Here is a 12,779-nt window from a genome sequence, read left to right as displayed (position 1 = left end):
AGGAGCTCGATTATGCGCCAGCATTGGACGTCTAAATTATTACCCGCTGTCGGCCCGATTTTGCTGTTTCTCTTTTGGCAATTGGCTGTCAGCGCGAAATGGCTGAATCCCATTTTATTACCCTCGCCGGTCGAAACGTTGAGCTATATGTTTCAGTCTTTCGCGGATGCCAGCATGCGGACGGATATCGGCGCGACGCTATACCGTACGCTCGCCGCATTTGGTCTTGCCGCACTGATTGGCGTGCCGCTCGGCGTTATTCTGGGCAGTAATGAAAAGATCTACCGTAGTCTGGAGTTTCTGATCGACTTCTTCCGCTCTACGCCGTCATCAGCCCTGATTCCGTTGTTTTTGCTGATTTTTGGCATAACCGACGCGAATAAGATTGCCATTTCGGCTTTTGCAGCTGTGCTAGTGATTCTGTTCAACAGCGCCTATGGCGTGATGAATGCAAAGAAAACCCGTCTGATGGCGGCGCAGGTCATGGGGATTTCCCGCTGGCATATTTTTAAAGACATCATGCTGCTGGAAAGTCTGGCGCAAACCTTTGTCGGCCTGCGCACCGGTGTGTCGATGGCGTTGGTGATCGTGATTGTCGCGGAGATGTTTATTGGTTCGGAAACGGGGTTGGGGCACCGCATCATTGATGCGCAGCAGGTGTTCAATATTCGGGATATGTATGCCTCTATCCTGATTACGGGTGCACTGGGGTATCTGCTTAACGTATTGTTTTTGTTGGTAGAAAAACGAATTGTTCACTGGAGTGGCAAAGCATGATGACACCTCGTACCGCACAAGTGGAAAAACCGGATACCGCGTTGCCGCCTTATCCGGCACCAAACACCCACGTTACCATTCGCGGCTTGAACAAGTCGTTTGCGGGTCAGCCGCTCTATACCGATCTGAATCTGGATTTACCGCGTGGCAAGATCGTGTCTATTTTCGGGCCGAATGGCTGTGGTAAATCGACGCTGATGAACATGATTGCCGGGCTGATTCCCGTCGATAGCGGCGATATCCTGTTTGATGGCAAAACGTTGTCAGAAACCAGAATTGGGTATGTGTTTCAAAACTATCGTGATGCGCTTTTTCCTTGGATGAGCGCCTGGAAGAATATTGCTTATCCGCTGGTGCGCAGTGGAATGCGCAAGCAAGACGTTCAGGCACGGATGGATGAACTGATCGCGATGTTTGATATTCGCTTCGATCTTCAGCGTTATCCGTATGAGCTTTCAGGTGGACAGCAGCAGACGGTCTGTATCATGCGGGCGCTGGCGACGGGGCCGGAGGTGATGTTTTTGGATGAGCCGTTCTCCGCGCTGGATTTTGAAATGACGCTGTTCATCCGCGACAAGCTGCAAGAGGTTCAGTTGGCGACTGGTGTGACGATGGTCATCGTGTCACATGATTTAGAAGATGCGGTGTTTCTGGCGGATGAAATCCTGCTGCTGACGCGTCGGCCAACGACGGTGTCGGAGATTGTTCCGTTTGATTTAGCGCGTCCACGTGGTGCGGAGGCGATGAGCGATCCTGAGTTTATTCGCGTCAAGGCGCACACGCTGGAGGTATTCAAACGCGAAATGGCTGCATAAGCAGCCCATCTGTCGTATCTATTTCAGGCTCACCAAGCCGTAGCTGGCTTGGTGAGCCTGATGACTACATTCACTCTTCACCCAGCGAACGCGATACGCTCTCTTTTCTTAATACGCCCTGCATACCGACAAACAGCACACCGGTTAGCAGCAAGGTGATGATGAGGCCGTCGTAACCGTAAAACGTGATGGCTGCACCAGAGAACAGCGGCCCGCTGATACTGCCCGCAGACCACACCAGCCCCAGAAGTGAATTCATCACAATTAGCCGCTGACCAGCAAATTTCTGACCCGCCCGCACCAGAGACAGCGTGTAAAGTCCGCCTGCCGCTGCGCCCAGAACGATACAGACGGGAACCAGAAGTGCAGGGGAGGAAAATGAGAAGGTGATCAATACCAGCATCACACAAAACAGGATGCCGCAGCTGATATGGATTTTGATGATGCCGCATTTGTCTGCCAGCCAGCCAATCGGCGTCTGAAATACGGCATCGCCCAGAAAAATGAGTGTGACCAGTAAGATCGCAGATTTTTCGTCTAAGCCCTGTTCCATGCCGTAAAGCGGAAAGAGTGAAAGGATACTGGCATCGAAGAAGGAGAAGCAGAGCACGCCAGAGGCGATTGCCGGGAGAAAAGGGATAAGATCCCGATAAGACGCTGAAGACGATTCATCTGCCTGAACCATACTGGCGCAGTTCCTCAGCATGAACGCACACGCGCCGGATATTGCGCAAATCAGCCATAGCGCATAGGTTTGCATCGACTCACCAGCGGCAATAAGCAGCGGCCCTATCAACTGACATCCTGTGAAAACGGCGGCATACAGCCCCGTCAGCGTCGCTTTGTGTTTGTCTGAAGCCCGACTGGTAACCCAGGTTTCTCCCAGCACCACCAAAACCCCGAGGCCAGCCCGGTTAACAGGCGTGGTAAAATGAGCGAGATAGGGTGTGACAGCAGGAATGAAGCCACGGTTGAGGTCGCCAGAATAATCAGGCTGCCGGATAACAGATAGCTAGCGTGCAGGCGGCGGCTGAGCCACGGCGTAACGAATGAGGATAGCATCATCCCCGCCGCCGGAAGGGCCGCCAGAATACCGAGCGTCGCCGTGCTGTGTCCGTGCTCTGCCAGTTTCAGGCTGATCAGCGGTAGCGTGTACCCTGTCACCAACCCCACGAGTGAGGCGGCGATAATCATGTTCAGTGTCGTGAAATTGGATTCACGGGCATGTGCTGTCATTGTACTTCCTGTGCGGGTTTAACAAGCATTTTCGACCTCGGAAAGGCCGGTGGACACTTCCTGCATTAGCCAGGTATGAAATCGTACATACTTTTCATTTTGCTCAAGGGGGATGGGCGATAACAGATAATACGCAGACCCATCCCGCGCAAATCCATACGGTGCATGCAGTTGCCCGTTTGCCATCTCGTCTTGCACCATCAGGAAAGACGCCATTGCGATGCCTAATCCCGAGACGGCGGCCTGAATACACAGATAAAAGTGCTCATAGTCCGCTCTGGTGCTGCCTTTGAGTGACACATGCATCTGCCGTTGCCAGGTTGCCCACGCTTTCGGTCGCGTTCCGGTATAGAGCAAATGCATCCCTTCCAGACTGTTTGTGCGCTCGGTTTTGTCACGGCTTACTGGCCCCATCCATTCGTCACACACCTTTACCGCATGCGTTTGCGGCTCCCAGTGAAAATCGTCACGCCGTAGCGCGAGGTCAACGCCGCTACGCACAAAATCAATCGGCCCACCCGCAGCCACCAGATGAAGTTTGATATCGGGATGCGCCTGATTAAACGCCGGTAGCCGTGGAATCAGCCATTTCATGGCAATCGTAGGCTCGCATGACAGCGTCAGCACGTCATCCTGTGCACTTTGCTGTAGCCGATAAACTGCGCCTTCAAGCTGTTCAAAAACGGACTGCGTGACCGTATGCAAAGAACGGCCCGCTGCGTTTAAAAAGATCGCTCGGTTGCGTCGTTCAAATAGCTCAACCCCCAGCGCCTCTTCCAGCAATCTGATCTGCCTGCTGACGGCACCATGCGTGACATGCAGGGACTCGGCGGCTTTAACAAAGCTACCGGTTTGTGCGGCCGCTTCAAAGAAGCGAAAAGAGGCTAACGAAGGAATTTTCATATACACGATGAAATTTGACGGATTTATACCAAGATAAATCGCTTTTTTGCCACATGCAAACGCTGAATAATCACACTTTCCTCAGGTGAGAAAAAGCCTAATAGCCTAAATAATGAGGAAATATCGTGGGGGACGCACCTTTGCTAGTCGTATTGCGTCAGTAATTTTTGCATTCCTCTTTTAGCCTGTCTGTTACCTATCTGTGCAAAATCATCGTGAAAGTGATGGCTTGCCGAACAAGGAAAACGTTAATGAATGAGTTAATTGCCGTCGCGACGATCACTATTTTGGCGGTGATCAGTCCGGGGCCTGATTTTGCTATGGTGACCCGCAACAGCTATGCCTTTGGTTCGCGTGCTGGTTTATTCAGCGCGTTTGGCATTGCCTGCGGCGTCCAGATCCATGTGATGTATACCGTTTTTGGCATCGCGGTATTTATTGTTAACTCTCCGATAATATTTATGGCGATGAAGGTTCTGGGAGCCTCATATCTGATTTATCTGGGGTGTAAGTCATTAACAAATAATACAAAAATAAAATTAGAAGAGGCGTCCGGCAATGCACTGTCATCGCTTGCTGCGTTTCGCATGGGTTTTCTCACCAATGCACTTAACCCAAAAACCATGCTGTTTGTCGTCGCCACCTATACTCAGATCGTACAGCCCGGTAGCCCAATGAGCCATAATTTTGGCTATGGGCTATTCATGTCGGTGGCGCACTGGGTCTGGTTCAGTATTGTTGCGCTGTTTTTTGCTGCTCCGGCCATGCGTCGCCGACTGATCGATCGTCAACATTTGGTCGATAAAGGTATCGGTGTTGCCCTGATTGCGTTAGGCGCGTCTCTGGCATTGACCAAAATTACCCTCTGATGAGGTGAGATTCATTGGAACAGGCAAGAAAACCATCGGAATGCTATACCTATCTGCTGAGGGGTTTAGGAAAATAGTCGATTTCTTAACATGATCGGTTTCTCAACAGAAAAGGAAATAGCCATGCTTGTACATGCGTATGGGGCCCATGCGGGCGACAAACCTCTTGAGCCGTTGCAGATAGTTCGTCGTGCGCCGGGGGCCCACGATGTCCAAATTGAGATTGCGTACTGTGGTATCTGCCACTCGGACCTGCATCAGGTGCGTGCTGAATGGGCAGGAACGCAGTTTCCCTGCGTGCCCGGCCATGAAATCGTCGGGCGGGTATCCGCGGTAGGAGCACATGTCTCCGCCTTTAAGCCAGGCGATCTGGTGGGCATCGGCTGCATTGTGGACAGTTGTCGACACTGTGAAGAGTGCGACGATGGTTTAGAGAACTACTGTGACGGTATGGTTCTCACCTATAACGGCCCGACGTCGGATGAGCCCGGCTGGACGCTTGGCGGCTACTCCCAGCAGATCGTCGTGCATGAGCGCTATGTGCTGCGCGTCCGTCATTCCGAGGCGGAACTGGCTGCGGTCGCACCGCTGCTGTGCGCGGGGATTACCACCTATTCACCGCTGCGCCACTGGAATGCTGGGCCGGGTAAGAAAGTCGGCGTTGTGGGTATCGGCGGGCTTGGCCACATGGGGATCAAACTGGCGCATGCCATGGGCGCTTATGTTGTGGCGTTCACCACGTCTGAATCCAAACGTGAAGATGCCAAGGCGCTGGGGGCAAACGACGTCGTGGTGTCTCGTAACGCAGAAGAAATGGCAGCGCACGCGGGCAGCTTCGATTTAATCCTGAATACCGTTGCTGCGCCGCACGATCTGGATGCATTTCTGGTTCTGCTGAAGCGCGATGGCGCGCTAACGCTGGTCGGTGCGCCTGCATCACCGCATCCTTCTCCCAACGTGTTTAACCTGATCATGAAACGCCGTACGGTGGCGGGATCGATGATTGGTGGCATTCCTGAAACGCAGGAAATGCTGGATTTCTGTGCCGAGCACGGAATTGTTTCCGATATTGAGCTTATCCGCGCCGATGAAATCAATAAGGCCTACGAGCGGATGCTCAAAGGCGATGTGAAATACCGCTTCGTCATTGATAACGCCACGCTGAACGCCTGATTGGCCTGTTCCCACAGCACTGGATTGCCCCGTGCTGTGGGGCTGTCATGACATGATTTATCACGCCTTCTCTACATCATGAGAAAAACCACACCGTCATCATTTCCTGTCACCCAATACGCGCGGATACGGTACTATTTGTTGATACACCAACATGTTGATTTTCCTTCTCTATCACCGCGAAAAAGGCAAAAAATAGCGTGATTCGTGCTACCTTTTGGCGGTTGGTCAACATCATCAATGCTGTTTTCTGGGGCAAAATTTCATCTGCGATAAACAAGGAAAAAGAGAAAAATGACGGGGAGGCACTCGAACGAGGTTGGGGGATCACTACCACATGAACGACCTATGCAGGATGAAGTGCTGGCGATAATCAGCGAATGGTTTGATACGCTGGAGAAAAGAGTCGATGTCGATAAGGTCGTATTGCGAACAACGCTGCAGGCGGGCATCCATAACGATGTGATACTGGATTATGCGCCCGGGCGGACGTCGATATCCGCTAAGTCGAAGCGTGATGCTGACGGACTATCGATCGGTAGCCGAAAAGGGGCATTGAGCGTCGCGCAGATACAGGAAAATCTCGTTCCTGTGCTGACTCAGGCTATCGCGCAGCGTGTTGAGAAACTGGCAGAGACTGCGGTGATTGACTATCGGTTTTGCTTTCGTGCCGTATTCCCAGCAACCGAAGGCCGGTTGCTGATTACGCTGTTTACGTTCACTAACGACGTGAAAAAACAGCGGCTACTTGAGTCTATTCACGACTATATCGAGCAGCATCTTACCCGTGGTAATGCGCCGACTGAGCCGCTGCAAACGTTCTTTCTGGCTCGTCATTTGCTTGATGTGCATCTCTTTCCCTCGCTGGATATCCGCTGGATCATGGCTCAGTTTGAACGAATTCAGCAGCGAAACGCAGGGCAAGAGACATTGTTGGAGCATCGGCGCACGATTATCCGTGCGTTAAGAACGTGGGTCGATCAGCAATTTTTGTTGCGCTACTGCGACATGTCCCAGCCTGAACACTTTTTCGAACCAGAAACCCATTCCCTCAAGCCCGGTATTGCATTGGATTTGCCGGATCCACAAACGCTGCACCCCGTTGAATTAGTTCTCTATGCGGCAGTTATGATCCTGCGTTATGAGCCTTCCTACAGTAAGTCTCAGGCGCTGGAATATCTGGATATCGCGAAGCAGTTGGGCTACCCGCGTGCGCTAAGCATCATGGAAGAGGGAAGTGGTGCGTTTGAGAAAACGCAGATTAACCTGAAGAATGAATGGGTAGAATGCGTGGCAAATGATGTGTTTTCGACCATCACAGTCCGTATTCGTAAGGAAAGCGCCGAAGCGTATGAGCATGCGCTGCTTTTCATCACGCATTTGCTGACGCTCGGCTTTCCAAAGAGCTACAAGATCGTCCTGAAATCGTCGGCGCGACAGTATCTTCCCATCAAGGGGCTGGCAAAATCGGATACCCACCGCTTTTTTGCTAACGCGTTGCAATATGCATCGAACTATCCGCTTCTTGAGGATTATGCGCGTACCGCGATTGAGGAATTTGAATGGTACGCGGATTCGGAAGGCGAAAAGTGCTGCATGCCGGGAAGCTATGCGGTATTCGGGCTGGGTCTGACCGATACGGGGTATTTTCCACTCGTAAAAGAATATATGGAAAGCGTGGATGATGAACATCAATCGGTACAAGATGCCTTCATTCGTGCGTTTTTCGATAAGCATGGTGTGGCTGCACAGAACGTGGCGACTTTGGTTGCTTGCCTGAGCCATGCGACGGAAAGGTTAAAGCTGAATATGTTGCCTGCGCTAGAGGATGACGCGCTGTTCGAACAACTGGTCGACGAAGTTCGGATGCGAGAACCTGCTGTGATAGAACATATTTTGTATCTCATCTGGGGCAATACCAAGAAACTCGCGGCGTTGGTGAAAAAATCGGAAGCGAAGCGCGGCGCGTTATTGACGTCGCTTATTCAGGCTTCTGTCTAATCCTAAACGCAATGACGACAATAATTAGGGTGAGGCCAAAGGTGCTTTACCCTATTAAGGAACGTGCTTATGACCGCTATTCTGCTGCTGGACTCGCGTGCCGATGAGATTGGCTCTGTCTTACATCATGCTGCGCCGGAGCTTGAGCTGGTGCTCTCAAACGGTACGGCAGAGCAGGCCGCGAGCTGTCCGATTTGGCTGGGTGAACCTGATACCGCCGCTGCATTGCTGGCTCAGGGAGCCAAACCACAGTGGCTACAGTCTACCTGGGCAGGGTTCAAACCGTTGTTGGCCGATGGGCTACCGCGAGATTACCGCTTAAGCCGCGCCGTTGGCGTGTTTGGTCAGCCGATAGCCGAATATGTGATTGCCTACATGCTCAGGCATGAGTTGCGTCTGGGGGAACGGCAAATCAGTCAGGAAGAGCGGCGCTGGGATCACCGTTTACCGGGATCGCTGGCGGATAAAAAGGTGCTGATTGTCGGGGCGGGAGAGATCGGCTGCGAAGTTGCTGGCTTTTTACGGCCTTTTGGCGTTGAGCTATACGGCATTGTCAGTACGCCAAGGCATCGGCCTGATTTTAAACGGATCATGAATTTAGCGGAACTGCCTGCCGCGGTGCCGGAGGCCGATTATGTGATCAACCTTCTGCCGGACACCTCGGCAACCACCGATATCTATGATGCCAGTCTGTTTGCCGCCATGAAGCCTTCGGCGCTGTTTATCAATGTCGGGCGCGGGAGTGCCGTGGTGGATGATGATTTACGGGCGGCGCTATGTGATGCGCAGATTGCGGGAGCCGTGCTGGATGTATTCAGGCAAGAGCCGTTGCCGTACAGCCATCCGTTCTGGAAAACGCCGAACCTGACGTTGACGGCACACATTGCTGGGCCGATGGTGCCGGGACTGATGGGACGATTATTCCTGGAGAATCTTGCTTGTTTCCAGGCTGATAATACGCTGCGTGGCGAGGTGGATTTTAGTCGCGAGTATTAAATAATTATTTAGTAAATAATTAATGAGTGAATTAATTGTATTTGATAATAATTTTAATTCGCTCATTTAAAATATTTCATTTTAAATATTTTTGTAAGATCTTATTGAGATTATACGTCGTGTCGGTGTAATACTACCTTCGCTTAACGTTCAGTATTTGTTAAATATTAAATAATAAGTCTGCATTCTATTTGAGAATACTCAAGGATAAGGAAATAGTGGGATGAAATACCATCGTTTAAATGTATATCTTGCGGCTGCCGGATTGGCATTCTGCATGGGTTCAGCGATCGCTGAAACCAGCGTTTCTGTCGAAGTGAAGGATATTGGGAAACTACAAAAGAAAGGCACGGTTTCTGTATTTGAGGCCCCTAATAGCATACAGGCGCATGCCGCAAGTAATTATAAATTTCACAAGGCTGAAAATGAGGGAGTTGTCGTTATTACTCCCAATGCTCCCACTGCGCAGGCTGATGCAAATAACGCACAAAAAAAACCGTTATCCAGCACTCAACCTCTTGCTAATAACGCTGCATTTACCCCTTTGTGCCCAACCCTTGCCGTAAACACCATTTATACGCTGGACGGACTGCAAAGTGGAGGTAGCGCCTGCTATCACTTTGAAATCACTCAGCGTTCTAAAACAACCGCTTTCGTCGTAGGCATGAGCCCTGAAACCGATATTGCTCTTAGTTTGATGCGGGACGATGGCCAGAATAATGTGACGGCAATTAATTATTCAAACCAAGCAGGGAATGCTGATGAAGCTACGTTGGATTTAACGCCACCGGGGCACTATTACTGGTTTATGGAGGCCAATACGGCAGATGGCTCCGGTTTTAATTTTGGCGCTATCGTTAATACGAATGTTGATGCCTATGAGTTAAATGATATTCCTTCTCTGGCATATCCTTTGTCCGATAATCTGAGGGACATTGAAGGCAACTCTGATAGTGATTCTGATGCGGATTATTACGTATTTACCGCAACTCGTGGTCAGCATGTTTTACTTCGCTTGAATGGCGTGACGAGTGGAACCAATAATAACTGGTTACTGGCGTCTTCCTCTGATGGCGGTACTACCTGGACAACCCGTAATACCGGACAGGAAATTACGATCATTCCATCTCAGCCGAATGAGAATATTTTGGTGAGAGTGCTGCCTAATCCATCAAAATTACCGACAGTGTCTCAGAAATATAAGTTAACGTTGGGCTCCAAAATTGTCCGATTTAGCCACTCTGTTACGGGGGAAAGTACCGTCTTGCGTATCCCAAATGCTGCACCGACAGCTTTTGGTTTTATGACCACGCAAGCCTATCGGGATGTTACCTGGGGAGTGACGATGGCGGATTCCACCGGCGCGGGTATTCCAAATATCGTGGCGATTCTTATACTCGACCAACGAGAAAACAACGGTGAGTTAGAGTTTAATGCTGCCAATGCCCACGGAATAATCACTGATGCGAACGGCAAGGCTTCTGGGTCTGTGAAATTGGATAACTGTTATGCTGATTACACGACACAGTTCCAGGACTACAGTCAGGGCTACATTAATACGTGGAGAACAACCTACGATGTGGGCGCATGGCGTATTGAAGTCCCAGATCAAAGTGGCATTGGTGTAGGAGGTAACAACTCTACTCACGTCACATTTGGGCACATCTGTAAGCAAACTTTGCTGAAAAGCGTAAAATCCTGATACGCATAAGCCAATGAAAGATCAGGCCGCCTTAACCTCGGGCGGCCTTGTTGTTGGTGGCCTCATGGCTCTGCTGCCACCGCGCATAGCTGGTTGAAGCTGGGGTAAGGTTTTTAGTGAAAAGGGCTTGCCACGTTAAGTTGATTGGTACATAATGCTGACCGTCGAATCACTTGGTCAGTAAATAGTGATTAAATTCATTGTGTTACATGTGATTTGGCAGGATTTAATGGGTTTTGGTTTCGGCACTTTTTGCTGAAAGTAAAAGATAATAAATCCGATTCTCTGCGGGAATAGCTCAGTTGGTAGAGCACGACCTTGCCAAGGTCGGGGTCGCGAGTTCGAGTCTCGTTTCCCGCTCCAAAATTCTTCATTTCTCACTCTCTTCTTTAATCTGATTTCTGGCCCTTATCGCCGTATAAAATCCTTACTCTGCATCAATTCTATTTTCAATTTGTGGTAAAACTGTCCATCGCAGCCCTGTCGTAATAGCAATTTTTTCCACTCATGGAATAACATAGTCGCCACGCTGCAATACGCCGCGATAGTTATTGCTGGCATATTGACTCCGCCGATCTGGATATACCCACGTTTATTCTCGACAAAAAGGATTTGCCATGCCAGCTAGTTCCCCATCGTTACGGTTTTATCTGACTACTGGCCTGCTTCAGGGGCTGTTACTTGTTGCCGCGCTTGAAATGGAAGAAGGCGTTCTTCAGGCAATGTTGATAACGATGGCGACGGTTGGCGGAATCAGCCTGCAACTGCTGGAACGCACTCTCTTTGTGAAAAAGACGTGGCTGTTGGCCAGCGCGCTGACGGTGCTGATGACGGCAATCAGTGGCTGGGTTCTCTCCGAAAGTGGATTGTTCCGGTTGCTGGATTCCTGGGGGCTATGTGGCATCCTCCTCGGTTATATCTGCTGTACGTTCATTTGCTGTTGGCCTGTTCGTGAAGGGCGATGGCCGTCCTATGACTCACTCTGTAAACACGCCTGGATCAATATTTTTACTGTGCTACTGGCCTTGCTATTAGTTTTGGTGGTCGTGTTACTGCTCGTGCTGTGCGGCATGCTGTTCAACATGTTGGGATTCCGGCAGGTGAGCAAAGTATTCAGTCATTACCGATTCTATATGCTGCTCTTGCCGGTGGTGTTTTCTATCGGCATGTATATCGGAATGACCAAAGAAGCGGTAGTCGGACTGCTGCGTGGAATTCTGCTGTCGGCCTGTCGTTTCCTGCTGCCGTTTAGCGCGCTGATCACGGTGGTGTTCACCTTGACGCTGCCTTTTAGCGGCCTGGAACCGATATGGAATACCGGTCGTTCCACCGTCATTCTGCTATGCCTGATGGGCGTGAATTTATTTTTGATTAACTGTGCGTCTCAGGATGATAACGAGGGACGCACTTATCCGACGGTGCTACGCGGGCTGGTTAGCGCCAGTGTGCTGTGCCTGCCGATTTTGGTCGCACTGGCGGGCTACTCCAGTTGGCTGCGCATCGAACAATATGGCCTGACGCCGTCCCGCTTTCAGTCGATCTTCGTGGTGGCAATCGCGATGCTTTACAGTCTGGCGATGGTATGGGCTGTCATTCGTCGTTCTGGCGTCTGGCTGGGACATTTGCGGACGAGCAATCCGCTGCTCGCTGCCGTCATCTGTGTTCTGGTGATATTGCTGCATACGCCGTTATTAAACCCAGAGGCATTTAGTGCGAGAAATCAGGTTCAGCGCCTGCTTAGCGGGAAAACGCCGGTCGATGAGTTCGACCTGTGGGCGCTGCGCGATGGCTTAGGCACAGCGGGTAGGAAGCAGTTTACCTGGCTGGCTGAAGAATTGAAGCAAGACCGAATACTGGACGCTACCGCGCGTCAGGTACTGCTCGATCGGTTGCAGGGACGCCCTGCAAAAGTACGTCCTGTTCAAGTTGAATGGGTTGGTCCGTTGGAGGACGGGATCGAAAGCATGTTGCAGGGCTATAATCTGGGCAATCAATGTAGAGAAGCCGCTTGTCTGCTCTTCGCGATTGATTTGACCGGTGATGGCCATAACGAAGTGCTCATCTTTCCCAGAGCGGGTTGGGGAGGAGGTGGCAAGATCCTCGCCCGTGATGAAAAAGGGCAGTGGCAGATTGCAGCTAGGTTATTTGGCTCGATGGGCACGGAACAACTGATTGAACTGATTAAAGACGGCAAGGTCGAGGCTGTTACGCCACGCTTCAAGACGGTCAGGATCGGTGAGGAGAACTTGGAGATAGCGTATCCCTGATTTTACACTACGTTAGGTATTACTTATTGATTCGATAAAG

11 protein-coding genes and 1 tRNA gene are annotated in these 12,779 nt (G+C 50.8%); 9 read left to right on the top strand and 3 right to left on the bottom strand.

The genetic code is table 11. From position 1 onward, the window contains the following. The first annotated feature begins 12 nt into the window (after positions 1 to 12). Both EO763_RS19445 and EO763_RS19440 read left to right on the top strand, forming a co-directional pair. Complete coding sequence (locus EO763_RS19445) at positions 13 to 777, top strand: ABC transporter permease (RefSeq protein WP_161529940.1); 765 nt, start codon at positions 13 to 15, stop codon at positions 775 to 777. Then, complete coding sequence (locus EO763_RS19440) at positions 774 to 1,592, top strand: ABC transporter ATP-binding protein (RefSeq protein WP_161529939.1); 819 nt, start codon at positions 774 to 776, stop codon at positions 1,590 to 1,592. The genes EO763_RS19445 and EO763_RS19440 overlap by 4 nt, the downstream gene beginning before the upstream one ends. Positions 1,593 to 1,662: 70 nt before the next feature. On the opposite strand, the gene EO763_RS19435 is transcribed toward EO763_RS19440, so the two are convergent. From EO763_RS19435 to EO763_RS19430, 3 genes are read right to left on the bottom strand one after another with little or no spacing between them, the layout of a single operon-like run. Continuing rightward, positions 1,663 to 2,481 (bottom strand): MFS transporter, encoded by an 819-nt coding sequence (locus tag EO763_RS19435; protein ID WP_244322023.1) that lies wholly within the window; start codon positions 2,479 to 2,481, stop codon positions 1,663 to 1,665. Further along, entirely contained in the window at positions 2,424 to 2,828 is a 405-nt protein-coding gene (locus tag EO763_RS23690) for an MFS transporter (protein WP_244322022.1), read from the bottom strand. The genes EO763_RS19435 and EO763_RS23690 overlap by 58 nt, the downstream gene beginning before the upstream one ends. 18 nt (positions 2,829 to 2,846) lie before the next feature. Then, positions 2,847 to 3,731, bottom strand: a complete 885-nt coding sequence (locus EO763_RS19430) for a LysR substrate-binding domain-containing protein (RefSeq protein ID WP_161529938.1) — start codon at positions 3,729 to 3,731, stop codon at positions 2,847 to 2,849. A gap of 251 nt (positions 3,732 to 3,982) precedes the next feature. Here EO763_RS19430 and EO763_RS19425 point away from each other — a divergent pair, with 251 nt between their 5' ends. The 7 genes from EO763_RS19425 (at position 3,983) to EO763_RS19395 (ending at position 12,739) form a co-directional block, all read left to right on the top strand. Then, positions 3,983 to 4,600, top strand: coding sequence for a LysE family translocator (locus EO763_RS19425; protein ID WP_161529937.1), 618 nt, complete (start codon positions 3,983 to 3,985; stop codon positions 4,598 to 4,600). 123 nt (positions 4,601 to 4,723) lie between these two features. After that, the gene (locus tag EO763_RS19420) at positions 4,724 to 5,773 is read left to right on the top strand and encodes an NAD(P)-dependent alcohol dehydrogenase (RefSeq protein WP_161529936.1); all 1,050 of its coding nucleotides are present in this window, start codon (positions 4,724 to 4,726) and stop codon (positions 5,771 to 5,773) included. A 294-nt stretch (positions 5,774 to 6,067) separates the two neighbouring features. Continuing rightward, on the top strand, positions 6,068 to 7,774 hold the full coding sequence (locus tag EO763_RS19415) for a DUF6138 family protein (RefSeq protein ID WP_161529935.1): 1,707 nt from the start codon (positions 6,068 to 6,070) through the stop codon (positions 7,772 to 7,774). 69 nt (positions 7,775 to 7,843) lie between these two features. Further along, on the top strand, positions 7,844 to 8,770 hold the full coding sequence (locus EO763_RS19410; RefSeq protein WP_161529934.1) for a D-2-hydroxyacid dehydrogenase: 927 nt from the start codon (positions 7,844 to 7,846) through the stop codon (positions 8,768 to 8,770). A 223-nt stretch (positions 8,771 to 8,993) separates the two neighbouring features. Beyond that, complete coding sequence (locus tag EO763_RS19405; protein ID WP_161529933.1) at positions 8,994 to 10,472, top strand: hypothetical protein; 1,479 nt, start codon at positions 8,994 to 8,996, stop codon at positions 10,470 to 10,472. A 287-nt stretch (positions 10,473 to 10,759) separates the two neighbouring features. Further along, positions 10,760 to 10,835: transfer RNA gene (locus EO763_RS19400), tRNA-Gly, on the top strand. Positions 10,836 to 11,089: 254 nt separating this feature from the next. Continuing rightward, positions 11,090 to 12,739 (top strand): DUF4153 domain-containing protein, encoded by a 1,650-nt coding sequence (locus EO763_RS19395; RefSeq protein WP_161529932.1) that lies wholly within the window; start codon positions 11,090 to 11,092, stop codon positions 12,737 to 12,739. Positions 12,740 to 12,779: the final 40 nt, after the last annotated feature.

The sequence above is a fragment of the Pectobacterium odoriferum genome (genome assembly GCF_009931295.1).
GTDB lineage: Bacteria > Pseudomonadota > Gammaproteobacteria > Enterobacterales > Enterobacteriaceae > Pectobacterium > Pectobacterium odoriferum.
Note: the sequence above shows the minus strand (reverse complement) of the source record. Positions and strands in the feature narration are given on the sequence as shown.

Excerpts from the sequence above, each read along its gene's own strand:
- EO763_RS19395 (WP_161529932.1), top strand. The coding sequence starts at position 11,090 with ATGCCAGCTAGTTCCCCATCGTTACGGTTTTATCTGACTACTGGCCTG.
- EO763_RS19440 (WP_161529939.1), top strand. The coding sequence starts at position 774 with ATGATGACACCTCGTACCGCACAAGTGGAAAAACCGGATACCGCGTTG.
- EO763_RS19425 (WP_161529937.1), top strand. The coding sequence starts at position 3,983 with ATGAATGAGTTAATTGCCGTCGCGACGATCACTATTTTGGCGGTGATC.
- EO763_RS19410 (WP_161529934.1), top strand. The coding sequence starts at position 7,844 with ATGACCGCTATTCTGCTGCTGGACTCGCGTGCCGATGAGATTGGCTCT.
- EO763_RS23690 (WP_244322022.1), bottom strand. The coding sequence starts at position 2,828 with ATGACAGCACATGCCCGTGAATCCAATTTCACGACACTGAACATGATT.
- EO763_RS19430 (WP_161529938.1), bottom strand. The coding sequence starts at position 3,731 with ATGAAAATTCCTTCGTTAGCCTCTTTTCGCTTCTTTGAAGCGGCCGCA.
- EO763_RS19420 (WP_161529936.1), top strand. The coding sequence starts at position 4,724 with ATGCTTGTACATGCGTATGGGGCCCATGCGGGCGACAAACCTCTTGAG.
- EO763_RS19405 (WP_161529933.1), top strand. The coding sequence starts at position 8,994 with ATGAAATACCATCGTTTAAATGTATATCTTGCGGCTGCCGGATTGGCA.
- EO763_RS19415 (WP_161529935.1), top strand. The coding sequence starts at position 6,068 with ATGACGGGGAGGCACTCGAACGAGGTTGGGGGATCACTACCACATGAA.
- EO763_RS19445 (WP_161529940.1), top strand. The coding sequence starts at position 13 with ATGCGCCAGCATTGGACGTCTAAATTATTACCCGCTGTCGGCCCGATT.